Source organism: Nonomuraea sp. NPDC001684 (assembly GCF_053596515.1).
This window is the reverse complement of the sequence record NZ_JBSFGJ010000112.1, coordinates 1-24,610: the sequence shown is the minus strand read 5'-3', so window position 1 is coordinate 24,610 and position 24,610 is coordinate 1. Positions and strand designations below refer to the sequence as shown.

17 protein-coding genes are annotated in these 24,610 nt (G+C 71.2%); 8 read left to right on the top strand and 9 right to left on the bottom strand.

The genetic code is table 11. The annotated features are described in order from the left end of the window. On the bottom strand, positions 1-1,650 hold a 1,650-nt coding region (locus ACWCSD_RS21325), incomplete at its 3' end, for an ABC-F family ATP-binding cassette domain-containing protein (protein WP_449917158.1). A gap of 814 nt (positions 1,651-2,464) precedes the next feature. Further along, positions 2,465-3,367, bottom strand: coding sequence for a 4-(cytidine 5'-diphospho)-2-C-methyl-D-erythritol kinase (locus ACWCSD_RS21320; protein WP_352321954.1), 903 nt, complete (start codon positions 3,365-3,367; stop codon positions 2,465-2,467). Between the two features lie 374 nt (positions 3,368-3,741). On the opposite strand from ACWCSD_RS21320, the gene ACWCSD_RS21315 reads away from it, so the two are divergent. The 3 genes from ACWCSD_RS21315 to ACWCSD_RS21305 all read left to right on the top strand — a co-directional run bounded on the left by ACWCSD_RS21315 (position 3,742) and on the right by ACWCSD_RS21305 (position 6,538). Further along, on the top strand, positions 3,742-4,254 hold the full coding sequence (locus ACWCSD_RS21315; protein ID WP_397161425.1) for an RNA polymerase sigma factor: 513 nt from the start codon (positions 3,742-3,744) through the stop codon (positions 4,252-4,254). Further along, a complete protein-coding gene (locus tag ACWCSD_RS21310) occupies positions 4,251-5,444 on the top strand; it encodes a hypothetical protein (RefSeq protein ID WP_449917155.1) in 1,194 nt (397 codons plus the stop codon). Before ACWCSD_RS21315 ends, ACWCSD_RS21310 begins: the two co-directional genes overlap by 4 nt. Before the next feature lie 272 nt (positions 5,445-5,716). Further along, a complete protein-coding gene (locus ACWCSD_RS21305) occupies positions 5,717-6,538 on the top strand; it encodes an arginase family protein (RefSeq protein ID WP_449917152.1) in 822 nt (273 codons plus the stop codon). A gap of 571 nt (positions 6,539-7,109) precedes the next feature. Here ACWCSD_RS21305 and ACWCSD_RS21300 read toward each other — a convergent pair. Then, positions 7,110-7,742, bottom strand: a complete 633-nt coding sequence (locus tag ACWCSD_RS21300) for an NlpC/P60 family protein (RefSeq protein ID WP_449917149.1) — start codon at positions 7,740-7,742, stop codon at positions 7,110-7,112. Between the two features lie 458 nt (positions 7,743-8,200). Then, a complete protein-coding gene (gene rsmA, locus ACWCSD_RS21295) occupies positions 8,201-9,040 on the bottom strand; it encodes a 16S rRNA (adenine(1518)-N(6)/adenine(1519)-N(6))-dimethyltransferase RsmA (protein ID WP_397161708.1) in 840 nt (279 codons plus the stop codon). Between the two features lie 68 nt (positions 9,041-9,108). Here rsmA and ACWCSD_RS21290 point away from each other — a divergent pair, with 68 nt between their 5' ends. Together ACWCSD_RS21290 and ACWCSD_RS21285 are read left to right on the top strand one after the other, a co-directional pair. After that, entirely contained in the window at positions 9,109-11,298 is a 2,190-nt protein-coding gene (locus ACWCSD_RS21290) for a protein kinase domain-containing protein (protein WP_449917146.1), read from the top strand. Then, positions 11,295-12,524: an FG-GAP-like repeat-containing protein gene (locus ACWCSD_RS21285; RefSeq protein WP_449917143.1), complete on the top strand. Its 1,230-nt coding sequence runs from the start codon at positions 11,295-11,297 to the stop codon at positions 12,522-12,524. Before ACWCSD_RS21290 ends, ACWCSD_RS21285 begins: the two co-directional genes overlap by 4 nt. A gap of 82 nt (positions 12,525-12,606) precedes the next feature. On the opposite strand, the gene ACWCSD_RS21280 is transcribed toward ACWCSD_RS21285, so the two are convergent. Beyond that, positions 12,607-13,443, bottom strand: a complete 837-nt coding sequence (locus ACWCSD_RS21280) for a ubiquitin-like domain-containing protein (RefSeq protein WP_449917140.1) — start codon at positions 13,441-13,443, stop codon at positions 12,607-12,609. A 177-nt stretch (positions 13,444-13,620) separates the two neighbouring features. After that, positions 13,621-14,475, bottom strand: coding sequence for a TatD family hydrolase (locus tag ACWCSD_RS21275; RefSeq protein ID WP_449917138.1), 855 nt, complete (start codon positions 14,473-14,475; stop codon positions 13,621-13,623). 18 nt (positions 14,476-14,493) lie between these two features. Here ACWCSD_RS21275 and ACWCSD_RS21270 point away from each other — a divergent pair, with 18 nt between their 5' ends. Both ACWCSD_RS21270 and ACWCSD_RS21265 read left to right on the top strand, forming a co-directional pair. After that, entirely contained in the window at positions 14,494-17,670 is a 3,177-nt protein-coding gene (locus ACWCSD_RS21270) for an ATP-binding protein (RefSeq protein ID WP_449917136.1), read from the top strand. 68 nt (positions 17,671-17,738) lie between these two features. Then, positions 17,739-18,968 (top strand): FAD-dependent monooxygenase, encoded by a 1,230-nt coding sequence (locus ACWCSD_RS21265; protein WP_449917134.1) that lies wholly within the window; start codon positions 17,739-17,741, stop codon positions 18,966-18,968. On the opposite strand, the gene metG is transcribed toward ACWCSD_RS21265, so the two are convergent. Both metG and ACWCSD_RS21255 read right to left on the bottom strand, forming a co-directional pair. Beyond that, a complete protein-coding gene (metG, locus tag ACWCSD_RS21260) occupies positions 18,913-20,694 on the bottom strand; it encodes a methionine--tRNA ligase (RefSeq protein WP_397161445.1) in 1,782 nt (593 codons plus the stop codon). The two genes, ACWCSD_RS21265 and metG, sit on opposite strands and share 56 nt — an antisense overlap. A gap of 119 nt (positions 20,695-20,813) precedes the next feature. Continuing rightward, on the bottom strand, positions 20,814-22,034 hold the full coding sequence (locus ACWCSD_RS21255) for a glycosyltransferase (protein WP_387676865.1): 1,221 nt from the start codon (positions 22,032-22,034) through the stop codon (positions 20,814-20,816). 160 nt (positions 22,035-22,194) lie between these two features. Here ACWCSD_RS21255 and ACWCSD_RS21250 point away from each other — a divergent pair, with 160 nt between their 5' ends. Further along, positions 22,195-23,682: a hypothetical protein gene (locus ACWCSD_RS21250; RefSeq protein ID WP_387676862.1), complete on the top strand. Its 1,488-nt coding sequence runs from the start codon at positions 22,195-22,197 to the stop codon at positions 23,680-23,682. Here the strand turns inward: ACWCSD_RS21250 and ACWCSD_RS21245 are convergent. Next, on the bottom strand, positions 23,618-24,610 hold a 993-nt coding region (locus tag ACWCSD_RS21245; RefSeq protein WP_449917128.1), incomplete at its 5' end, for a dolichyl-phosphate-mannose--protein mannosyltransferase. The genes ACWCSD_RS21250 and ACWCSD_RS21245 overlap by 65 nt on opposite strands.

The following is a 24,610-nucleotide window of genomic DNA, read 5'->3' as shown; positions in this document are numbered from 1 at the left end:
CTGGCGTTCCAGGCGGTTGAGTTCCTTGCGGAGCTCGCGTTCCTCCTTGGCCGACAGCCCGGTCTCCGGCTGCGCGCCGGACGACGCCGCGACCGGGGCCGGAGCACCGGACGCCGGGGCAGGCGCGCTGCCGATACGGGCGGTCACCGCCGTGCCGGCGCTGCGGCGTTCGAGATATTCGTCGACCCCGCCCGGCAGCATCACCAGCTTGCCGTCACCCAGCAGGGCCACGCACCGGTCGGTCACCCGCTCCAGGAAGTAGCGGTCGTGGCTCACCAGGATCAGCGTGCCCGGCCAGCCGTCCAGCAGGTCTTCGAGCTCGTTGAGCGTCTCGATGTCGAGGTCGTTGGTGGGCTCGTCGAGGAGCAGCACGTTGGGGTCGTCCATCAGCAGGCGCAGCAGCTGAAGCCGCCGCCGCTCGCCGCCGGACAGGTCGCCGATGACCTTCCACTGCGCGTCGCCCTTGAAGCCCAGACGCTCCAGCAACTGGGACGCCGTCCACTCCCGCTTGCCCAGCTGGAGGTACTTGCGGATCTCCTCCACCGACTCCAGCACCCGCCGCGACGGATCGAGCTCGGTCAACTCCTGGGACAGATGCGCCAGACGTACGGTCTTGCCGCGGATCACCCGGCCCGAGTCCGGCTGGACGCCGTCGGCGAGCAACCGCAGCACCGACGACTTGCCCGACCCGTTGACGCCGATCAGACCGATCCGGTCGCCCGGCCCGAACTGCCACGTGCAGTGATCGAGCACCAGCGGCCCGTCACCGGGGCCGCCCGCGTGCAGGGTGACGTCTTCCAGGTCGTAGACGGTCTTGCCGAGCCTGGCCGCGGCGAACCGCATCAGCTCGACGGTCTCCCGCGCCGGCGGCTCGTTCGCGATCAGGGCCTGCGCCGCGTCGATCCGGAACTTCGGCTTGGACGTGCGGGCGGGCGGACCGCGCCGCAGCCAGGCGATCTCCTTGCGCATGAGGTTCTGGCGGCGTTCCTCGGCCGCCTGCGCGATGCGCGCCCGCTCGGCCTTGGCCAGCACGTACGCGGCGTAGCCGCCCTCGTAGCGCTCGACCCGGCCGTCGACGACCTCCCACGTGCGGGTGGAGACGGCGTCGAGGAACCAGCGGTCGTGGGTCACGACCAGCAGGGCGCTCTTCCTGGTCGCCAGGTGGGCGGCGAGCCAGGCGATCGCCTCGATGTCGAGGTGGTTGGTGGGCTCGTCGAGCATGACCAGGTCGTGGTCGTCGATGAGCAGACGGGCCAGCGCCGTACGCCTGCGCTCGCCGCCGGACAGCGCGGCGGCCTTGGCGCTGAGGTCGAGGTCGCCGATCAGGTTCGCCAGGATCTCGCGGACCTGCTGGTCACCTGCCCATTCGTGCTCAGCCCTGTCCCCCAGGACGAGCTGGGTCACGGTGGCCTCGGGGTCGAGGGTGTCCTGCTGGGACAGGAACCCGACCCGCAGCCCGCGCGTGTGGGTGACCCGGCCGCTGTCGGGACGCACGTCACCGGCGATGACCGACATCAGGGTCGTCTTACCGCCCCCGTTGCGGCCGACGACGCCGATGCGCTCCCCGGCCTCGATGCCCAGGGAGACGTCGCTGAGGAGCGGCTTGGGCCCGTAGGCGTGGGAGACCGACTCAAGGTTGACCAGATTCATGACGTGTCCAGGGTATCGGTCCACTCAACCGCTTCCCGACGCCCACGACGTCCCTTGATCGTCTACGGGCCAGGGATTGCCGGACCGAATGCCCGTCTTGAGCGCCCGGCTCACGTCCGTCCCCTGGAGGCGTCGCCCCCGCGCGACGAAACGTTGGCCCCCTCCCACGGTGGGCAGGCGCACGCGATGCCCGGCGCCCTCTCACACCGCCCGTCCGTGATCAGCAGGTCCGTACGAGCCGACCCCGAACCCGATGTCCGTGCCCCACCGGTGTTCAGATCCGGGTGCTGGCGGCTGGGGCGCGGATGAATGACGGCCCCCAACCACAAGAACGACCACCAGCCTTCCGCCCAACCCCCACCGACCGCCGCCTCACCAAGGACCGCAAACCAGCGCCTCAGACCGTTGCGTCAGGCACCGACGGCACCACCTGGGCCTGGGGCGAGCGGGCCACGCGGGCCACACCCGGCAGCCATTGCCGTAGGCCGCAACGTCGGACCACCGTGCCAGCCCGCCTTGCGCGCCCAACGTGACGGGCTCAGCGCGACAGGCTCAGCGCGACAGGCTCGCGTGCTGGGGCCGCGCGTGACTTGCCGCGCGTGACTTGCCGCGCGTGACGGCTTCTGTCGTGCCGCACCGGCCGTGGCAGATCCGTCGCGCCCTGCCCAGCGGGACGACCCCAGCGGGACGACCCCGTGCGAGGTGGCCCCGTGCGAGGTGGCCCCGTGCGAGGTGGCCCCGTGCGAGGCTGGCGTGGCGGGGGTTGTTGGGGGTTGTTGGGGGCGCTGGGGGCGCTGGGGGTGTCGCCAGGGGGTTAGAGCAGGGTGGCGCCGGTTACGGGGCCGTGGGCGGCGACCGTGGTGGTGGCGGCGCCTGTGGCGGTGAGGCTGTTGGCGAGGTCGCGGGCGTGGGTGGCGTCGATGGCCAGGAAGGCGCACGTGGGGCCGGAGCCGGAGACGATCGCGCCCAGCGCGCCGTGCTGGCGCCCGCTGTCGAGGGTCGTGGCGAGCTCGGGACGCAGGGCCAGGGCGGCGGCCTGGAGGTCGTTGCTCAGGTGGGCGCCCAGGGCGTACGCGTCGCCGGTGCCGAGGGCCTCGATGAGCGGGGCGTCGAGCTCGGGCCAGGGCACGCGGGCGTTCGAAGCCTCGCGCTGGCGGTCGCACTCCGCGTAGACCTTGGCGGTCGAGAGGCCGCCGTCTGCCAGCGCGAACACCCAGTGGAACGTGCCGCCCGTGGGCAGCTCGCTGAGCTGCTCGCCGCGGCCGGTGCCGACCGCCGTGCCGCCGAGCAGCGAGAACGGTACGTCGCTGCCCAGGTCTCCGGCGATCTCCATGAGGTCCTCGAAGGGCAGGCCGAGCCCCCAGAGCTCGTTGCAGGCCACGAGGGCCCCCGCCGCGTCGGCACTGCCGCCCGCCATGCCGCCGGCGACCGGGATGGCCTTCTCGATGATCAGGTCGGCGCCGTACGAGCGGCCGGCGTGCTTGGCGAGGGCGCGGGCGGCGCGGATGGCGAGGTTGTCGTCGTCGACGGGCACCTGGTCGGACCATCTGCCGTTGACCGTGACGGTGATCGACTCGGCCTCCTTCGCGACCACTTCATCGAAGATCGACACTGCGTGGAAGACATTGACCAGGTCGTGGTAGCCATCTTCCCGGAGCGGGCCGACTGAAAGCTGCACGTTGACCTTCGCGGGCACACGTACGGTCACCGAACTCATCGATCTTCTGCCACTTTCATCGCTTGCCGGGGTCAAGGACACTCGATGTTATCGGGGTGGGGTGCGCTGACATGCGGTTCTCGGAATTAGACGTGTGAGATGACCGACTGCGGGCCACGCAGAGTGAGGTTCGTCCTCCTTTCGGCCGATCAGGTGGCCATACGCCGACATTGCCGTCCTTCTGCCACCACCTTCTCTTCGGGCCGACCTTCTCTCCGGAACGGCGCCCTGCCCCCTCCGGGCGTCGCCGATGGCCCGGACCGCGCCGGGGAAGCTGCTTCGGCGGCGTCGCGGCCGTTGTGGGCGGTGGTGCAACAGGCGGGCTGGTGCCGGACATTTACCACTGTGTCCGGCACCTTTCGCTAGGAGAACTTGTGACACAGCGAGATCGCTTCGAGGCGGTCTACGACACGTACTACCCGGCGATACAGCAGTACGCCGCCCGCCGTACCAGCTCGCCCGAGGACACGGCAGACGTGCTCGCCGAGACGTTCCTCATCGCGTGGCGGCGGATCGGCGACGTCCCCCAAGGGGATAAGGCGTTGCTGTGGTTGTACGGCGTGGCCCGGCGGGTGCTGGCCAACCAGCAGCGCGGCGCCTCGCGGCGGGCTGTGCTGGCCGAACGCCTCCGCGACGAACTGGCCGCCGCCCGGACGGTGACGCCGGTTGAGCTCCACCACGTGCGCAGGGCGTTCGACGAACTACCCGAACGGGACCGCGAGGTGCTGGCGCTGGCGTGCTGGGAGGGGCTGAGCGGCGAGCAGATCGCCCAGGTCATGGGATGTACGGCGATCGCCGCCCGTACCCGGTTGCATCGTGCGCGCAGACGGCTGGCGGCGCTGCTGGAGCGGCAGCCGTCCCGGACGATGGTGATGAGGAAGGCATGAACGACATAGACGATCTGGTGAAGGCCATCGATCCCGCTCCGCAGGCGCTTCCTCAGGGATCCGGCGCGCGGGAGCTGCGCGACACGATCATGGCGGCCGAGCCACGACGGGCACGCCGCCTGCCGCTCCCCCGTCTGCGGGTTCTCTGGGCGCCGGTGGCGACGGCCGTGGTCGTCGCCTTGGTCGTCACGCTGGTCACGAGCTTGACCGCTGCTCCGCCCGTGCTCACGCCGTCGAGGCCCAACCAGGAGTTGTACGACCTCGCTGACAGGATCGAGAAGCTGCCTGCAGGCAGCGGCGCGTACTGGCGCGATGTTCGGATCGAGGGCAACGCCTGGTCGGTCGGCGGCGGGTACACGGTCATGGTGGCCGAGCGCCGGGAGACCTGGCAGCCGCGCGATCCCACCGACGTGGTGATCAGGCAATGGTCGCCGGCCATCGCCCGCCCGGCCACGGCCGCGGACGAACGTGCCTGGCGCGCTTCGGGGGCACCGGGACAGGTGGCGGGCCCTTGCTTTGGCGGCGGCAGAACGTCGTGCCGTCCGGTACCGATGAGCGATGGGGGTGTCGTGGGCGGGCTGCCGTCGGCTCGCGGTGGTGAGGCCAAGTCGATCACCGGTGTGGACGGTTCTCAGGGTTGCGTGTACAGCGCGGGGCTGGAACCTAACGGGGTTTATCCAGATATGACGGTCGCCGAGTTCACCATGGCGGACCTGTCCGTGTTCCCTGCTCGCCCTGACGAACTGATGAGGCGGCTGCACGTCTACCACGAGCTCTCGACGGCGCGCGGGTTCGCCCAGTCCTTCCAGGAGTTTCTGCCCGTCACCGTGAACCTTCTGGCCATGCCGCTCGGCCCTGCCCAACGTGCGGCGGTCATCCGGGTGCTGGCCGGGTTGCCGTCCACCAAGGTGGTCGGCACGGTCGGGGATCCGCTGGGCAGAGCCGGGCTTTCGGTGGACCTCGGCGGCACCGGGAGCCAACTGCTGTCGCCGGGCAGGGCGGTGACCGTCCGCGACAGGCACATCCTCGATCCCGTGACGGGTCGGTTGCTCGCATCGGTCTCCTACGCGGCTCGTACGGCTGCGGGGGCGAGGGAAGGCGAGGTCGTGAGCTATCGGGCACGCGGCCCCGAATCCGGTTGGACCGGCCCGCCGGCTCCGGCAACCAGGGGGTGCAAGCGGGACAGCTGACCGGGCTTGGAGTGGTGGTGCCGCGTCGGCCTCCTTGGTCTGATGCCGGCGACCTTCGGGGTCAGGGGTGGTCATGGCGCACCACCACCCGCTTCTGAGAGCTGAACATGCGGGATTTGGCGGAGGCGGACCTGGGTGGCGGCGGGCACGGTGTGCCCCGTCCGGGACGACGGCCTGCGGGGGCCTTTATGCGGCACTCGTCGATCTGGTTCAGCAGAGTTTGTGGTGGTCGGCATTGGTTCGTCCTTGGGATGCTGAGAGGACTACTTGATGTGGAGGTGCTCGTGTCCGAGGTGACGGTTGTCGAGGTGCCGCAGTGGCGGGGGTCCGGGGCTCGTACGGCTGAGCGGCTGCGGGAGGGGGCGCGGCTGGTTGCGGAGATGGTGGACGCGGATCGTCGGATTCAGGTCGAGGTCGATGACGATGATCTGGTGGTCACTGCTTCCAGGGTTCGGGCTGCGGTCGTCGAGGCTGGGTGGGACGGGCTTCTGGTCACCGCGGGTGGGGACTGCGGTGTCGAACTGGAGCCGGTGGCGGCGGCGCGGCGGAGGTTCGGGGATGGGCTGGTCGTCGTCTGGTTCGATGCGCATGGGGATCTGAACACGCCGGAGTCGTCGCCGTCGGGGGCCTTTCACGGCATGGTCCTGAGGGCGTTGACCGGTGAAGGGCCTGACGGGCTGGTGGCCGGGCAGCCGGTCGGAGCCGGCCAGGTGGTGCTGGCGGGGGTGCGTGATCTGGATCCGGCTGAGGTCGCGTTCGTCGAGGCTCGGGGTGTGCGGTGGGTGCGGGCGGCGGATGCGGAGGCTCTGGTCGAGGCTGTCGGTACTGCGGCTGCGGCGGCGGGCGGGGAGCGGACGGCTGTTTATGTGCATGTCGACTTCGATGTCCTGGATCCGCAGATCTTCGGGAGCGTGGGGTCTCCTACGCCTGAGGGGTTCCGGCCTGAGGAGCTTCTGGAGCTGGTGAGGGCCATCGCGGAGCGGTTCGAGGTGGTGGGGTTGGGGCTCATGGAATATGAGCCGGCGGGGGCGGAGGATCAGGCGTTGCTCACGTCGGTGGTGAAGGAGTTGGTGGCGGTCTGCGCCGGGCGGTAGGTGGCGCTCGCGGCGGAGTGGTCCTCTGGTGCTGGTCGGGGCGGGCGCTCGCCTGCGGTGCCGGTCAGGGTCAGTGGTGGGCGCTCGCCTGCGGCGCTGATCAGGGCGAGCGGCGGTCGCGTGCGGTGCTGATCGGGTGGACGGTGGGCGCCCGTAGCGCTGATCAGGGCGAGCGGCAGTCGCCTCAGGGGTAGAAGGTGGGTGCCTGTGGTGCTGGTCAGGGTTGGCCGCAGAGGCCCATGGCACTGCTCGGGGTAAGTGTCTGGTCGCAGCGCTGGTTTCGCGGCCCGTGGCTCTGATCAGGGTTGTAGCCGGTCGCAGCGCTGATTCGTGGTGGTTGCTCTCAGGTGATGAGTAGCGTCCCGGGTGGATGCCCGCCTGCCGGAGGGGGCGTCGTCAGCAGTTGCTGGACGCCCGGCGCGGCGGGCGCCCTGGTTGACGGGCGACCGGAGTTGGCTGGCGCCCATGGTTGGTGGACGTCCGGGGTTGGTGGACGTCCGGGTTATGGGCGTTGACGGGTGGTGGGTGTTCGGGGGCTGGGGTGTTCCTTGCGCCCGAGGGTGCGGTGGTGTCAGGCGGGGCGGATGGTTCCTCGGTAGGCGGTTCGGTAGTAGGCGGAGTTCAGGAAGTTGGTTCTTCGTACTACGTCGCCGGTTCGGGGGGCGTGGATCATGATGTTGTCGCCCAGGTAGAGCGCTACGTGGGTCGGGTCGCCGGGGCCGCCGAAGAAGAGGAGGTCGCCCTTGCGTCTGGAGGCGAGGGGGACTCTGCGGCCCTGGCGGAACTGGGTGCCGGTGTAGTGGGCGAGCCTTACTCCGGCCTTGGACCAGGCGTAGAGGGTGAGGCCGCTGCAGTCGAAGCCTCTTGTGTTCGCGCCGGTGCCGACTCCGATGGTGGGGCCTCTTGAGGAGCCGCCGCCCCAGGAGAACGAGACGCCAAGCTGGGAGAGGGCGGCGGCGGCTGCGATGTCGCCCTTGTGCTTCGGGCGCTTTCTGGGTTTCTTCGGCTTGGGTTTCTTGGGGTGGTGGGGGGCCGGGCAGCGAGTGGTGGCGGTTGCTGCGGCGCCGGCGGCGGGGATGGTGATGGTGGCCCTGAGGCATGGAGTGGGGGTGGCTCTGGCGAGGGTGGGGTGGGCTCCTGTGACGGTCAGGAGGCCGCTGCTGAGGATGACCGACAGTTGGGTGACGTGGTGGCGGGTGTTCATGAATGGCTCCTCCGTCGTGATGAGGGACGGGAGCCAGGATCACCTGGGTGAAGCGGGGGCGGAGGGGCCGAACGGGATTCTGTGGATGGGTGGGTGTTGAGCGTCTTGGGTTGTGGACAGCCGCCCGGTTTCGGGGGCTCGTGCGGGCACGAGTGGATGCAGGCCGGGCGCGCGCCTGCACGGAAGGGCGGGCGCGCGCCTGTGCGGAAGGACGACGGCGTGCCTGCACGGAAGGACGGGGGGCGTGTGGGGCTGTGCAGGTTCGCCGCGCCGACGCCAGGTGGACGCCCCGAGGCCGCAGGTGAGCCGACGCCAGATGGACGCCCCGAGGCCGCGTGTGACGTGAGGCGGGGCGCCTGGGGTGTGCGGGCGTCACGGGACGCCAAGCCCTGGGAAGTGGAGGGGGTGCCTGGTTGGGGCCCGGGGGGTGGGGCTTGGGCTTTTTGGGGTGGGTTGGGTTAGGGCTTTTGTTCGGCTATTCGGGCGAAGGAGTCGACGGTGAGTTGTTCGCCTCTGGCCGAGGGGTCCACGCCGGCGGCTCTCAGTGCCGTTTCCGCCTGTGACGGGCTGCCGGCCCAGGACGCCAGGGCGGCCCTCAGGGTCTTGCGGCGCTGGGCGAAGGCGGCGTCCACGACGGCGAAGACCTCTTCTCTGGTGGCCGTGGTGGCCGGCGGTTCGCGGCGGGTCAGGGAGACCAGGCCGGAGTCGACGTTCGGGATGGGCCAGAACACCGTACGGCCGACCGGGCCCGCCCGGCGGACGTCGGCGTACCAGGCGGCCTTGACCGACGGCACGCCGTACACCTTGGAGCCGGGACCGGCGGCGAGGCGGTCGGCCACCTCCAGTTGCACCATGACCAGGCCCTTGCGCAGCGAGGGCAGCGTCTCCAGGAGGTGGAGCACCACGGGGACGGCCACGTTGTACGGGAGGTTGGCCACCAGAGCCGTGGGGTCGTGACCGGCGAGGTCGTCGAGGGAGATCTTCATGGCGTCGGCGTTGACGACCGTGAGCCGGTCGGACGGGCCGCGCTCGGCGACGGTGAGGGGCAGTTGGGTGGCCAGGACCGGGTCGATCTCGACGGCCACCACGTGCGCGGCCTCGGGCAGGAGCGCCAGGGTGAGCGAGCCGAGGCCGGGCCCGACCTCGATGACCACGTCGTCGGCCGACAGGTCGGCCACGCGGACGATGCGCCGGACGGTCCCCGCGTCGATCACGAAGTTCTGGCCTAGCTTTTTCGTGGGGCGAAGATCTAGCTTGTTCGCCAAAATACGTATTTCTGCAGGGCCCAACAGCCTCATCATCCAACCAGTCTCCCGCATCGAAGAACCTGCGATGGCGGATGGGGGAGACCTAAGGAGAGGATGGCGTGGAACAGGAAGGGACGTCCCTGATGGAGCCAACGGGCGCCGCGCCGCTCCGTCCGACCGATCTGCGGGAGATCGGGCCCTACCGCCTGCTCGGACGACTCGGCGAAGGCGGCATGGGGACCGTCTTCCTCGCCAGGGCCCCGACGGGGCGATTCGTCGCGCTCAAGGTGGTGAAGGCGGAGTTCGCCAACCAGGAGGGGTTCGCCGCCCGCTTCCACGCCGAGGTGGACAACGCGCGCCGGGTGGCGTCGTTCTGCACGGCTCAGGTGCTCGACAACGGCAACACCGGGGACGGACGTCCTTACATGGTGACCGAGTACATCGCGGGCACTCCCCTTTCCGACCAGATCGTGACTTTCGGGGCACTCGACCCGGGTCCGCTGCACGGCGTGGCGCTGGGGGTCGCCGCGGCGCTGGCGGCGATCCATGTGGCCGGGCTGGTGCACCGGGATCTGAAGCCGGCGAACGTCATCCTGTCGCTGTCCGGGCCGCGGGTGATCGACTTCGGGATCGCCAGGGCGCTGGACCGGGACACCGGGTTCACGCTCTCCGGGGAACTGCTGGGCAGCCCCGGATGGTGGGCTCCCGAGCAGGTGCGGGGTGAGCTGGTGTCCCCGGCGGCGGACATCTTCGCCTGGGGGTGTCTGGTGGCGTACTCGGGCAACGGGCGGCATCCGTTCGGGCGGGGCGATCCCATCACGATGGCGACCCGCGTGCTGAACACGCCGCCCGAGCTGGGCGCGCTTCCCGCGCCGCTCAACGAGCTGGTACGCCGTGCCACCGCCATGGATCCCGCCCATCGGCCCACGGCCCAGGAGCTTCTGATCGCCTTGGTGGGCGGGAGCACTCCGGCTATCTCCGACAATCCGCCTACGTTGGTCGCCACGGAGATGCTGACCGACTGGGAGCCGCCGCAGAACGTCGTGGACGAGCCGGACGTCACGGCCACGTTCACCACCCCGCCGCCGAGCGACGCGACGGGCGCGCGCAACCCCGGCCCCAGTACCGCCCCGCGGCCGGAAGCGGGAGCGCGGCCGGGAGCCGGGGCGGGGCGGCCCAAGGTGCCTGGGGCGTTCGGGGCCGACGCCGGGCCCGATGTTCGGAACACTACCGGAGGGGCCGCCGGCTTAGCGGACGAGCAGGCGGGGACGCGGCAGGCGTCCCCGGACGAGCTGGCGCGGCGCGAGGAGCAGGCCGCCCGCGAAGAGCTGGCCCGCTGGGAGGCCGAGGCGCAGGCCCGCCGCCAGGAGCAGGAGCGCCAGCTTGAGCAGGCCCGCCAACTGGCACGCAGGCAGTCCGTCTCGGGCGGGCAACCGGCACGGCCCCGGCCGACCACCGAGCCGCGGCCTCCCTACGAGTCGCGGCCCCCCAACGAGTACCGGCCAACCACCGAGTCACGGCCCCCCACCGAGTCACGGCCCCCCACCGAGTCACGGCCGACCACCGACACCCGGCCCGCCACCGAGGCCCAACCCTTCACCGGCCCCCGATCCACCGCCGAGCGACGATCCAGCGCCGAACGTCGATCCGCCGCTGAGCATCGATCCGCCGCCGGCTCCCGACCGGCCGCGGGGACCCGACCGGTCGCCGGGGCCCGGAGCGGCGAGGGTACGGACCCGGGCGCCCTGACGTACGCCCCCGATGAACCGGACACCCTGGGCGGCGCCCGTACGAAGGGCACCCGCTGGTTGATCGCCGCCGCGGCCGCCGTCCTGGCGATCGTGGTCACCGTCACCGTCCTGATCGTGAACTCCGGCCGCACCCCCTCCTCCGTCGCCACCTCCAACAGCCCCTCCAGGGCCGTGACGAACCCGCGTCCGGGCGACGTGGGCCGCAGGTTCGCGCTGGGCGGGAACTTCGACGACCCGGTGGTGGTCGTGCCGGAGGCGCCGGAGTGCGGGTTGAAGGAGTTCGAGGGGCAAACCACCACGAAGGGGCAGCTCTGCGTGGTCCACTGGACCGTGATCAATCCAGGCGGTGAACTCCGCCGGCTCGTCCGGCCGGTCGTCACCTTGGTCGACGACAAGGGCGGCGAGCACGACCCCGCCCCGGTCACCCTGCCCCCGGCCCTCCAGCCGGGCGGGCGGGTGGACGGCGCCTTCGTGTTCGACCTGGCGCCTTATCGCAAGCCCGTGAAGATGTCCGCGACCATGCTGGAGAACGGCCGACAGATCGAGGTCGCCCTGTGAGCCCCGTCCGAACGCTCCCCGCCGGCGCCTTCCGGGCGGTGGCGATGGCCGTCCTGCTCGCCGCCGGCGGCGTCCTGTCACCGGCGCCCGCTGCCGCGTCGGCGGTGGCCTGCGCCGGAGCCGCCGACTTCGACGGTGACGGCGCGGATGACGTCGCCGTGGGCGACCCGTTCGGCGACGGGCAGAAGGGGTCGGTCCACCTGCTGTCGGGCGCCAAGGTGACCCCCGTCGCCGTGCCGGGGCCGGTCAAGGGGGACGGGCTGGGCTGGTCCGTACGGCTGGCCGACGTGAACGGCGACTCCTGCGCCGACCTGCTGATCGGCGCCCCCTTCGCGGACGTGGACGGCGAGCAGGACGCGGGCAGCGTCTACGTCGTCTACGGCGGCAAGGCCGGGCCCCCGCAACGCCTGACCGCCCCGCAGCCGCAGCGGTTCGCGCACTTCGGCTGGTCGCTGGCGGCCAGGGGCGACCTGACGGTGATCGGCGCGCCCTACGAGGACGACGGCCAGATCGAGGACGCCGGCGCGGTCTACGTGCGCCAGGGCTCGGGCGCGCTGCGCCGGATCAGCCAGGAGACCGTGGACGTGCGCGGCAACAGCGAGGTCGGCGACCAGTTCGGCTGGTCGCTGGCGATCGGGCCGCGCAACGGCCTGGTCGTGGGCGTCCCGTACGAGAACGACGACGGCGCGGGACGGCAGGTCCAGGCCGGCAAGATCGACTCGGGGTCGGTGGTCTTCATCGACGACGTGCTGGCTCCCCGGATCGTGAGCCTCAAGCTCGACTCCCCCACCAAGGCCTCCGGCGACCGGTACGGCTACGCGGTCGCCTACGCCGAGGGCAACGGTTACGCGGTCAGCGCGCCCGGCCCCGGCTACGTGCAGCTCCTCGACCTGGGCAGGAAGCAGACGAGGATGCTGAAGCAGGGCGGCAGGCAGGCGTTCGGCTTCTCGATGGCCGCCTCCTCGGACGGCAGGCTGGCCGTCGGCGCGCCCTATGGCGGCGGCGTCCAGGTGTTCTCGTGGAAGAACCCGGCCGACGACCGGAAGCTCGCGACGGCCGAGGGGTTGTTCGGCTGGTCGGTGGCCTTCAGCGGGAACAAGCTCTTCGTGGGCCAGCCGGACGGACCGCCGTACGGGAAGGTCGCGGTGGCGCCGCGCAACGCCGACGACGTGCGGTCGGTGCAACCCCCTAAGGGCACCGACTTCGGCACCTCACTGGCCGGGTGAACAGGCCGGGCGAACGGGCCGGGCGAACGGGCCGGGCCCCGGACAGGGTGGGTGAGCGGGCCGGACCTCCGACAGGGTGGCGTCAGGTGAACAGGCGGTCGCCGCAGTTGGGCCACTGGGTCTGCCACCGGCCGCCGACCCGCTGATAGAGCAGCTGCGCCCGGTAGGTCTGCTCCTCCTCGGGCCAGGCGCTCGGCAGGCCGACACCGCCGACCGCCTGCCACATGGGCAGACTGAACTGGTACATCCCGTAATAGGGCCCGTCGGGGTTGTACGCCCGGGGGTCGCCGCGCGCCACGCAGTCGGCCAGCGCCTGCCAGTCGAGCCGGGTCACCTCCCACGGGATCTGTACGGCTCGCGGCGGCATGACCGTGATGACCGTCCCGTCCTCGGGGAAGCTGTCGAGCGGCGGGCGCACCATGGACCCGCGCCGGACGACGACGCGCTCCTGCCTGAGCACCTGCCGGACGGTACGCGCCGTGGTGCGCGCGGCGAGCCGGGTGGCGCCCGCGACCACGTAGACCCTGCGCTCGGTGTACGCCGTGAGCGACATTCCCGACAGCGGCACCGGACGGCCGGGCGGCGCGGACAGGCTGCCGGCCGCCGCCTCGACGTCGAGCTCGGCCAGGGCGTCCCGGACGTTGGTGGCGGTGACCAGGTGGGTCGTGGTGTGGCCGTCGAGGGTCAGCGTGATCAGGCGGGCGTGGCGCACCTCGATGGTGGAGCCGTCGGCGATGCCCTCGCTCAGGGCGGGACGCACGACGTCGCCCTGCCCCACGGACACGCCCGCCTCGGCGAGCGCGTCGGCCACCCGCGGGGCGAAGCCGCGGATCGCCACCGGCGTGCCGTCGACGACCACGACGACGTCCTTGACCAGGTACGAGGCCGCGACCAGCAGGCCGGCGGCCAGCGTACCCACGACGCACACCACCGGCGTCCACGGAGAACGCCAGGGGATCCGCGGACGCGGCGCACGCCTCCTGCCTCGCACGAACCACCTCCGGAAACGGCCAGGGACCGCCCGAACGCTAGCGGCGGCGGCGCGCCCGCCTCCACCGCTTCACGAAAAGCAGCGAAAAGCCGAACGGAAAGATGGTCACCACTCGCCGAAGACCGTGACTCCGTTGGTGCTGATCGCCGCGCACAACTCGTCCGGACGGACACCCTTGACCTCGGCGAGGCAGCGCAGGGTGAGCGGGATGAGATAGGGAGCGTTGGGCTTGCCCCGGTACGGGACCGGCGGCAGGTAAGGGGCGTCGGTCTCGACGAGCAGGAGCTCCATAGGGGCCACGGCGGCGGCCTCGCGCAGGTAGCCGGCGTTCTTGTAGGTGACGGGCCCGGAGAAGGACATGAAATATCCGGCTTCCGCGCACCTTTTCGCCATTTCGGCGTCGCCTGAGTAGCTGTGGAACACCACCTTGTCCGGCGCGCCCTGCTCGGCCAGCACCTTCAGGACGTCGTCGTGCGCGTCCCGGTCGTGGATGACCAGCGCCTTGCCGGTGCGCTTGGCGATCTCGATGTGCGCGCGGAAGCTCGCGTGCTGGTCGTCCTTGCTCGCCCAGTCGCGGAAGTAGTCGAGGCCGGTCTCCCCCACCGCGCGGACGTCGGCCTGTCCGGCCAGCGACTCGATCTCGGCCAGCACCTCGGGGGTCGCCTCGTGGGCCTCGTTGGGGTGGATGGCGACCCCGGCGTACACGCCTTCCTGCTCGGCCGCCACCTCGGCGTTCCAGCGCGAGGAGGGCAGGTCGTACCCGATGGTGACCAGCCTGGTCACGCCGACCTCGCGGGCGTCCCGCAGGATGGACCGTACGGTGGCCGCCGCCGCCTGGGCGGCCTGGGCCACCGGGTCGCCCGAGGACGCCTGCCTGTTGCCGACCATGATGTCCAGGTGGCAGTGGCTGTCGAACACCGGTGCGGAAAGCGGCTCGGGCGGGGCGGGAATCTTGCTCACGCATCTAAAGTAGCCTCCATGCGCTTCGGCATTCTCGGCAGCACCCGGGCATGGGACGCGGCCGGCGTCGACGTACCTCTGGGTGGTCCGGCCAGGCGCGCGCTGCTGGCGTTGCTGCTCGTCCGTCCGGGCGAGATCGTCAGCCAGGACCGCCTGATCGACGTCCTGTACGGCGACCGCTCGCCGAAGAACGCCCAGCACGCCCTGCACTCCCAGGTCTCCCGCCTGCGGCGCGACGGGATCCCGGTCGAGCTGACGCCCGCCGGCTACCGGCTGCCGGCGGCCCCCGGCGACATCGACGCCGGCCGTTTCCTGCACCTCGCCGACACCGGCCGCGCCACCCTCCTCGGCCACCGCACCGCCGAAACCGACGGGGCGGACGACGGCCGGGCCGACGCCGCCCTGGCCGGGACGTTGTTGCGGGAGGCGCTGGCCCTGTGGCGGGGGCCCGCCTTCGCCGACCTCGACCCCGTGCACGGCGCGCCGCTGGAGGAGCGCCGCCTGGCCGCGCTGGAGGACCGCATCGAGGCAGACCTGCGCTGCGGCGGCCACCAGGGCGTCATCCCCGAGCTGGGCGAGCTGGTCCAGCGCCACCCCCTGCGCGAACGGCTGCGCGGCCAGCTCATGCGGGCGCTGCGCGCCGACGGCCGGCCGGCCGAGGCGCTGGTGCTCTACGAGGAGACCCGGCGGCTGCTGGCCGAGGAGCTCGGCGCCGACCCCTCCCCCGAGCTCGCCGCCCTGCACCGATCTCTCCTGCGCGGCGCGACCGACCCGCCCCCGGCCCCGCCCCTGGCCCCGGCGCCCCGGCCCGGGCCGGGCCCAGCGGCGGTGCCGCTGCCCGGCAGGCTCACCAGCTTCGTCGGCCGCGACGGCGACCTGGCCGAGGTCCGGGCGCTGCTGGCCGCCGCCCGTCTCGTCACGCTGCTCGGCCCCGGCGGCGCGGGCAAGAGCCGGCTGGCGGTCGAGCTGGCCAGAGACCACCGCGACGCCGTCCTGGTCGAGCTGGCCCCGCTCGGCCCGGGGGCCGACCTCGCGCGAGCGGTCCTCGCGGCGCTGGGCGTACGCGACGGCGCGCTGCTGGGGGCCGCGGCGCTGGGCGCGTCCGGTGAGCCTGATCCCCTGGGCCGCCTGGTCGCGGTGCTCGCCGATCGGCCGGTCCTGCTGGTCCTGGACAACTGCGAGCACGTCGTCGGCGAGGCCGCGGCGCTGGCCGAGCGGCTGCTGTCGGCGTGCCCGGCGGTGCGCGTGCTGGCCACGAGCCGTGAGCCGCTCGCGATCACCCCCGAACACCTGTGGCCGGTACGCCCCCTGACCCCCTCCGACGCCCGCACGCTCTTCACCGACCGGGCCAAGGCCGTACGTCCTGGTTTCACCCCTGGTGAGCCGGTCGAACGCATCTGCGCCGCGCTCGACGGCCTCCCGCTGGCCATCGAGCTGGCGGCCGCCCGCATGCGTACGCACGAGGCCGGCGAGCTGGCCGAACGCCTGGCCGGTCAGGGCCGGTTCAGCCTGCGCGGCAGCCGTACGGCCGACGCCCGGCACCAGACGTTGCGCGCGGTCGTCGCCTGGAGCTGGGAGCTGCTCACCGAGCCCGAACAGGCCATGGCCATGCGCCTGACCGTCTTCTCCGGCGGGGCCACCGCGGCCGCCGCCGCGGCCGTCTGCGGCCTGCCCGAGCACCTGCTCGACTCGCTGGCCGACAAGTCGCTCCTGGAGGTTGCGGGCGGCCGCTACCGCATGCTGGAGACGATCCGGGCGTTCTGCGCCGACCGGCTCGGCGCGGAGGCCGCGACCTTCCGGCGGGCGCACGCCGCGTACTTCCTCGCCCTGGCCGAGGAGGGCGATCCCCGGCTGCGGAGCGCGGAGCAGTTGCCGTGGCTGGCCCGGTTCGCGGCCGACCACGACAACCTCCAGGCGGCGCTGCGCTGGACGGTGGAGCAGGGCGAGGTGGCGCTCGGGATGCGGCTGCTGGCCGCGCAGACGTTCTCGCTGTGGATGCGCGGCATGCGCACGGTTCCCGCCAAGGCGGCGGCGGCCCTGCTGGAGGCCGCCGGTCCACGGCCCGATCCCACGCTGGGGGACGCGTACCTGCTGACCCTGCTCACCGCGGCGAGCGAGCGGCGCGAGCTGTGGGAGCGCCACAAGGACGACGCCGAGACGATGATCGCGGCGGACGGCCTGCGGAACCCGGTCGTCACCTGCCTGTGGGCGATGGTCGCCTCGGCCTCGGTCGACCCCGCCGTCACGATCGCGCTGATCCGGCGCGGCGAGCGCGGCCCCGACGCGTGGGAGACGGCCGCCACCCGGCTGATCTGGGCCTACCCGCAGATGGCGGCCGGCGAGTTCGCCGCCGCCGAGGCGGACCTGAAGGCGGCCCTCCAGGGTTTCCGCGGCCTCGGCGAGCGCTGGGGCTCGGCGATGACGCTCGACGCCCTGGCCTGGCTGGCCAGCACGTGCGGCGACGAGGCCACCGCGCTGGCCCGCACCGAGGAGGCCATCACCCTGGCCGAGCAGCTCGGCGCGGAGGAGGACCTGGCCGACCACTACTGCAACCGGGGCGACTACCGCATCCGGCACGACCTGGCCGGCGCGCGGGCCGACTACGAGCGAGCGGCGGAGCTGGCCGGGCGCACGGGCGGCGCGATCCTGCCGGCGGCCCTGCGCGGCCTGGGCGACGTGGCGGTGCGCGAGGGCGACCTGGTCCGGGCCCGGGAGCTCTACGAGGATGCGTTGCGCCGATCCGACCCGGTCTGGGTGAAGACGTCCGGGAACATGGCCAGGCTGCTCGTCGGGCTCGGACGGCTGGCCGCGGCCGAGGGCGACACGGCCGGGGCGCGGGCCTCCTACCTGCGGGCGATGGAGAGCACGGTCACGTCGGGCGCGCTGTCGGAGAGCGTCAGGGCGATCGAGGCGCTGGCGGTGCTGGCCTTCGACGACGATCCGGCGGCGGCGGCCACGCTGCTCGGCGCCGCCGTCGCGATCCGCGGCATCGACGTGCCCGAGGACGAGCACGTCGCCGGGCTGTCGCGGCGGCTGCGCGAGGCGCTGGGCGAGCAGGGGTACGTGGGGGCGCGGCGGGCGGGCGCGCGGCTCTCCCACCGGGAGGCGCTGATGCTGGCCGGCGTCCCGGCGGAGGTCATCGACGCCTCCCCCCTGCACTCCCTCGACGACTTCCCGCTCCACGACCCGGCCTGAGCCCCGGGCAAGAAGGCGGTGAGCGTGGGGTGAGGGGGCGGTGAGCGGGCCCCGGCAGGCTCTCGGGCATGGACATCCTGATCTCCGGCGCGAGCGTCGCCGGCCCCGCCCTGGCCCTCCACCTCATCCGCTCCGGCCACCGCGTCACCGTCGTCGAACGCGCCCCCGCCCTGCGTGAGGGCGGCTACTCCGTCGACTTCCGCGGCGAGGCGCACATGACCGCGCTGCGCGCCCTCGGCATCCTCGCCGACGTCGAGCGCCTCCAGACCCACATGGGCGACATGTCGTACGTCAACGAGTCCGGCAAGAAGCTCGCCTCCGTGCCCGGCGACCTGTTCTCCGGCGACGTCGAGATCCTCCGCGGCGACCTGGCCCGCATCCTCTACGACGCCACCAAGGACCGCGCCGAGTACGTCTTCGGCGACTCCATCACCTCCCTCGCCCAGGACGCGGGCGGGGTGACGGTGACGTTCGAGCGGGGCGCGACGCGCAGGTTCGACCTCGTGGTGGGCGCGGACGGCCTGCACTCCAACGTGCGCTCGCTGGCCTTCGACGCGCCGGAGGCCGCCGTCACCAGCCACCTCGGCCTCTACTGCGCGGTGTTCACCCTCGACAACTACCTGGGCCTCGACCACACGGGCCTGCTCCACAGCACGCCCGGCAAGACGGTCGGCCTCTACAGCGCCAGGAACAACACCGAGGCCAAGGCCATGTTCTACTTCGGCTCACCGCCGCTGGAGCACGACCGCCGGGACGTCACCCGGCAGAAGGAGCTGCTGGCCGAGGCGTACCGGGGGGTCGGCTGGGAGACGCCCAAGCTGCTGCGCAGGATGTGGGACGCCGACGACTTCTACTTCGACTCCACCAGCCAGGTGCACCTGGACTCGTGGTCGCGCGGCCGGGTGGCGCTGATCGGCGACGCCGCCTGCTGCCCGTCGCCGCTGTCGGGCATGGGCACGGGCCTCGCGCTGGTCGGCGCGCACGTGCTGGCGGGCGAGCTGGCCGCGGCCGGCGGCGACCACCGGACCGCGTTCGCCCGCTACGAGCAGGAGGTGCGCGCCTACGCCACCGGGTGCCAGAAGTCGGCCGTGGGCGTCAGCAAGTTCATGGTGCCGGAGAACCGGCTGATGGCCTGGTTCATGAACCAGAACTACAAGATCATGCCGTATCTGCCGTGGAAGGGCGTGATAGCGAAGTCGGTCAGGAAGACCGCCTCCGCCATCACGCTCAAGGACTACGGCCTCAGTCGGCCAGCCGGCCCAGCTCCTCTTCGACGACCTTCTGGTCGAGCTTCTTGAACAGCGGCACGGGCGGCGCGAGCGGGGTGCCGGGCTTGATCGGCCGGTGCTCCCAGCGCGCGGCGCCGTCGTACTCGCCGGTGATGACGGGGTAGGGGGCGCCGCCGTCTTCGTCGACCTCGCGGATCTCCGGCATGCCGGACCAGACGCCCTGGCCGCCGAGCATCGAGAAGACCTTGTTGGACGAGCCCGGCAGGAACGGCGTGAGCATCGTCTTGGCGTCGTCGACGACCTGGAGGGCGACGTGGAGGATCGACTTCTGCCGCTCGATGTCGTCCTTGAGCTTCCAGGGCTCCTGCTCGGCGAGGTATTTGTTGGCCTCGCGGACGACGTCGAACGCCTCGGTGATCGCGTTCTTGAACCGCGACCTGCCCAGCTCGGCGCCCACCGGGGCGAACGCGTTGCGCGAGCGCTCCAGCATGGCCCGGTCGGCGTCGGTCAGGTCGCCGGCCTCGGGCACGACGCCGAAGTTCTTGGACGCCATCGAGATCGACCGGTTGACCAGGTTGCCCCAGGCGGCGACGAGCTCGCCGTTGTTGCGGTTGACGAACTCCTGCCAGGTGAAGTCGGTGTCCTGGTTCTCGGGGCCGGCCACCGCGATGTAGTAGCGCAGGGCGTCGGCGTCGTAACGCGCCAGGAAGTCGCGCACGTAAATTACTACTTGCCTGGAGGAGGAGAACTTCTTGCCCTCCATCGTCAGGAACTCGCTGGAGACCACCTCGGACGGCACGTCGAGCGCGCCGAGCTCACCGGCCGAGCCGCCGCGCGCGCCGATGCCGCTGTAGCCGAACAACATCGCCGGCCAGATCTCGGCGTGGAAGACGATGTTGTCCTTGCCCATGAAGTAGTAGCCGCGGGCGTCGGGGTTCTGCCACCACTGGCGCCAGGCGTCGGGGTCGCCGGAGCGCCTGGCCCACTCGATGGAGGCCGACAGGTAGCCGATGACCGCGTCGAACCACACGTAGAGGCGCTTGTTGGGCTGGTCGCGCCACCCCTCCAGCGGGATCGGCACCCCCCAGTCGAGGTCGCGGCTGATCGCGCGGGGCTGGAGGTCGCCGAGCAGGTTGAGGGCGAACTTCAGCACGTTGGGCCGCCACTCGCCCTGCTTGGACTGCAGGTAGGAGCCCAGGACCTCGGCGAAGGCGGGCAGGTCGAGCATGAAGTGCTCGGTCTCGACGAAGACGGGGGTCTCGCCGTTGATGCGGCTCTTGGGGTTGATGAGCTGGATCGGGTCGAGCTGGTTGCCGCAGTTGTCGCACTGGTCGCCGCGCGCGCCGTCGTAGCCGCAGATGGGGCAGGTGCCCTCGATGTAGCGGTCGGGCAGGGTACGGCCGGTCGAGGGCGAGATCGCGCCCATCGTGGTCTTGGGGAAGATGTAGCCGTTGTCGTAGAGGCCCTTGAAGATCTGCTGCGTGACGGCGTAGTGGTTCTTCGTCGTGGTCCGGGTGAACAGGTCGTAGGAGAGCCCGAGACCGGTCAGGTCTTCGGCGATCACCCTGTTGTACCTGTCGGCCAGCTCGCGGGCGCTGACGCCCTCCTTGTCGGCCTGCACCTGGATCGGAGTGCCGTGCTCGTCGGTGCCGGACACCATCAGCACCTTGTTGCCCGCCATCCGCTGGTAGCGGCTGAAGACGTCGGACGGCACGCCGAAACCCGAGACGTGCCCGATGTGGCGGGGGCCGTTAGCGTACGGCCACGCGACGGCGGTCAAGATGTGCTGGGACATGACCTAAGCCTACGGGGCCCGGCCCCGCTCCTCGTCCAAACCCCCAACCACCGCGCGGAAAGACGGAAGCCGGCGCCGGCACGTGGCCGGCGCCGGCTTCCACCGGGACGCGGAGGACCCTAGCGCTTGGACTTCTCCAGGGAGACCGCCTCAGCGGCCTCCTCGGCCGCCTTGGCGGCCACGTCGATCGAGCTCTCCTTGGTACGGCGGATGCCGAGGATGCTGATGAACAGCGAGGCGAAGATCGTCTGGAAGCTCATGACGAGCGCCGTGGCGGCCGGGACGACCATGCGCAGCGACTCGCGCGGGTCGAGCGCGCCGAAGCTGCGCACCTGCCAGTGGACCAGCGACATCACCAGGCCGACCAGACCGGCCAGCGCCAGCAGGCCGCCGACCACGAGGCCCTTCTCCAGCGTCACGATGTCGATGATCTTCCGGATCCGCCGCGACTCGGGCAGGAAGCCCTCCTCGGCCGCGTAGACCTTCGTGAACACCGCGAACAGCGCCGCCTGGAAGCCGATCACGACCAGCGCCGACGACCCGACCAGGGTGTCGACGTCGAAGGCCAGCTCGCCGATCTCCACCGGCCCGAACGTCAGCGCCGTGCCCGCGATCAGGCCGAGGACCATCAGGAACACGCCGGGGTAGAAGAACAGCCACTTGGGGCTGTAGAGCAGCAGGAAGCGCAGGTGGCGCCAGCCGTCGCGCCAGGAGCGCAGGTGCGGCGGGCGCGAACGGCCGTCGGGCGAGAGCGTGGTGGGCACCTCGCGCACGTCGAGGCCGGACAGCGTGGAGCGGACGACCATCTCGGAGGCGAACTCCATACCCCCGGTCTGGAGGTGGAGGCGCAGGATCGAGTCGCGCCGGAAGCCACGCAGGCCGCAGTGGAAGTCGCCGATGGCCGACGGGAAGAACAGCCGGCCGATGAACGACAGCACCGGGTTGCCCAGGTAGCGGTGGAGCGGGGGCATGGCCCCGGGGGCGATGCCGCCCTTGAACCGGTTGCCCATCACGAGGTCGGCGCCGTCGCGGAGCTGCTCGACGAACGGGAGCAACGAGGTGAAGTCGTAGGAGTCGTCGGCGTCGCCCATGATCACGTACTTGCCGCGGGCGGCGCGGATGCCGCCCATGAGGGCGTTGCCGTAGCCCTTCTCGTCGACGTGGACGACACGGGCACCGGCATCACGCGCGAGCTGCTGCGAGCCGTCCGTGCTGCCGTTGTCGGCGATCAGGACTTCCCCTTCGATTCCGTGCTCCTCCATGCACGCCAATGCCTTGCGCACACAGACTTCCACGGTCTCCGCCTCGTTGAGGCAGGGCATGACCACCGTCAGTTCCACGTCTCAACCCTTCAGTAATAAGGCTCTTCCAGTGAACCATCATGCCCTGTGCCCGGCGTGCTCGGGTCAAGACCTAAAAACGACTGGCATTCTTTACAGCATGGTGAGCGTCGCGGAGATTACCCCTGTGGACCACTCCGCTCCTGGCCGGGCAGCTCGCGTGCTGTCCCTCGTGCGCCGTCATCGCGTGTTCGCCGTGGCCTTCGGCGTCGGCGCCGTGCTGCGGCTGATCACCATGCTCGGTTACGGCCCGGCGATGTGGTTCAACGACTCCTACGAGTACGTCAACGTGGCGCTGCACCCCAGGCCCCACCCGATCAGGCCCGACGGCTACAGCTTCTGGCTGATGCTGCTCAAGCCGTTCCACAGCTTCACGCTCGCCATCTTCACGCAACACCTGATGGGCCTGGCCGCGGCCGCGCTCATCTACGCCCTGCTGCGCTGCAAGTTCGCGCTGCCCAAGTGGGCGGCCACGCTCGCGGCGGCGCCGGTGCTGTTCGACGCCTACCAGATCCAGCTTGAGCAGATGGTCATGTCCGACACGCTGTTCACGCTGCTGGTCGTGGGCGTGGTGACGCTGGTGCTGTGGAAGCGGCGGCTGTCGTGGCGGGCCGGGATCGTGGTCGGGCTGCTGCTCGCGCTGACCTGGCTGACCCGGTCGATCGGCATGCCGATCCTCGGGCTCGTGGTGCTCTACCTGATCGTCCAGCGCACGGGGTGGCGGCCCATCGTGGCGGTCATCGCGGCGTGCGCGGTTCCCGTTCTTAGCTATATGGGTTGGTTTTCGACAAATTACGGCAAATTCGCCATGACCAACAGCGACGGGCTCATCCTCTACATGCGTACCGCGATCTTCGCCGACTGCAACGAGATGAAGATCGACAAGTACAAGGAGGTGCAGCTTCTCCTGTTGTGCATCAACGACCCGGTCAACCAGCGCAAAGACTACGCACAGTGGTATCTGTGGGGCCAGGGCAACGGCGACGGCACGGGCACCGGCGAGGTCCTCCACCGGTGGGGCATCAACAAGAAGTTCAGCGGCATCACCAACGACGCGGCCAGCGCGTTCGCGACGCGGGCGATCCTGTCCCAGCCGGGCGACTACCTGAAGGTGGTCGCACGCGACTTCTTCCGCTCCTTCCACTGGGGACGGCCGCGCTTCCCGGACGAGTCGACGTACAACATGTACCAGTTCAAGCCCTATTACGAGGTGGACGACACCGGGCGGCCCAAGCGCCTGCCGAAGTGGTCCTCCTACGGGGGCGGCCACACCGACACCGACGCGTTCAGCTACGAGCAGGGCCCGCCCGAGACCAGGATCGTCCACCCGTGGGCGGACATCATGAGCGGCTACCAGAAGATCTTCTACCTGCGCGGCATCATGCTCGGCGGCATCATGCTGATCGGCCTGTACGGCATCGTCGTCCGCTGGCGCAGGTTCGGCGGCCCGGTGGCGCTGCCCTGGCTGGGGGCGTTCGGGCTGTTGCTGGCCCCGGCGGCGACGGCCGAGTTCGACTACCGCTACGTGCTGCCGGCCGTCCCGCTGGCCTGCATCGCGGCGGCCATCACGCTGCGCAAGGGCGTCACTTGGGGGCGGCGGTCACCCAAGAGCGCATCAGCATCCGAGCCCACCACTGTGTCTGCGTGAGCGTCTCGGCCGTGAGCACCGGCTGCAGCCACCAGAAGTTGATCAGCACGATCATCGCGAACGCGCCTGCGAACGCCGCCCCGACGGCCCTGCGCGTGGGCGGCGCGTCGGCCCGGCCGAGCACGAGCCCGGCCATCAGCACGACCGCCAGCACCATGAACGGCACCACCGGCAGCATGTAGAACAGGTACATCGTGCGGTCGTCGGCCAGGGCGTAGTAGAACCAGGGCAGCCAGCCCATCGCGTACGCCAGCAGCACCGCCCCGGCCCGCCAGTCGCGGCTCCTGGCGTACAGGACGGCCGTGCCCGCCAGCGCGAGCAGCGCGCCGAACCACAGGGCGGGGGTGCCGGTCCCGTGGATCGCCTGCGCGCACGCGGAGGCCCCGCACGCCGACGGCGGCACGTCGACGGGGTAATAGAACGACACCGGGCGGACGAGCAGCGGCCACGTCCAGGGGTCGGACATGTACTGGTGGTACTCGTGCACCCCGCTGTGGAAGGTGAAGACCTGCCACTGGTACTGGACCCATGAGCGCATGGAGTCGAACAGGAAGAAGAAGGGGCCGGAGGAGGTGGCCTGGTCCCAGTTGCGGCCGTAGCCGTTGGCGGAGGCGAACCAGCCGGTCCAGGTGGCCATGTAGGCCACGAAGGGGATGACGGTGAAGGAGAGCAGGGCGTGGGGGAGGTCTTTGTTCCAGGCTCCGGCGTAGGGGCGTTTGAGTCCGATGGCTCGGCGGGCGCCGAAGTCCCACATGAGGGACATGATGGCGAAGGCGACGGCGAAGGCGAGTCCGGACCATTTGACGGACATGGCGAAGGCGAGGCAGACGCCGGCGGCCAGGCGCCAGGGCCGGGCGCCGAGCCAGGGGCCGTGGGGTGAGACGGGTGAGTTCTCGTACCAGGCGACCAGTCGCTCGCGGGCGCGGTC

Bases quoted from the DNA above. Each gene is read 5' to 3' on its own strand.
- ACWCSD_RS21320 (WP_352321954.1), bottom strand. From the start codon at position 3,367: ATGAGTTCGGTGACCGTACGTGTGCCCGCGAAGGTCAACGTGCAGCTT.
- ACWCSD_RS21310 (WP_449917155.1), top strand. From the start codon at position 4,251: ATGAACGACATAGACGATCTGGTGAAGGCCATCGATCCCGCTCCGCAG.
- ACWCSD_RS21300 (WP_449917149.1), bottom strand. From the start codon at position 7,742: ATGAACACCCGCCACCACGTCACCCAACTGTCGGTCATCCTCAGCAGC.
- rsmA (WP_397161708.1), bottom strand. From the start codon at position 9,040: ATGAGGCTGTTGGGCCCTGCAGAAATACGTATTTTGGCGAACAAGCTA.
- ACWCSD_RS21270 (WP_449917136.1), top strand. From the start codon at position 14,494: ATGCGCTTCGGCATTCTCGGCAGCACCCGGGCATGGGACGCGGCCGGC.
- ACWCSD_RS21265 (WP_449917134.1), top strand. From the start codon at position 17,739: ATGGACATCCTGATCTCCGGCGCGAGCGTCGCCGGCCCCGCCCTGGCC.
- metG (WP_397161445.1), bottom strand. From the start codon at position 20,694: ATGTCCCAGCACATCTTGACCGCCGTCGCGTGGCCGTACGCTAACGGC.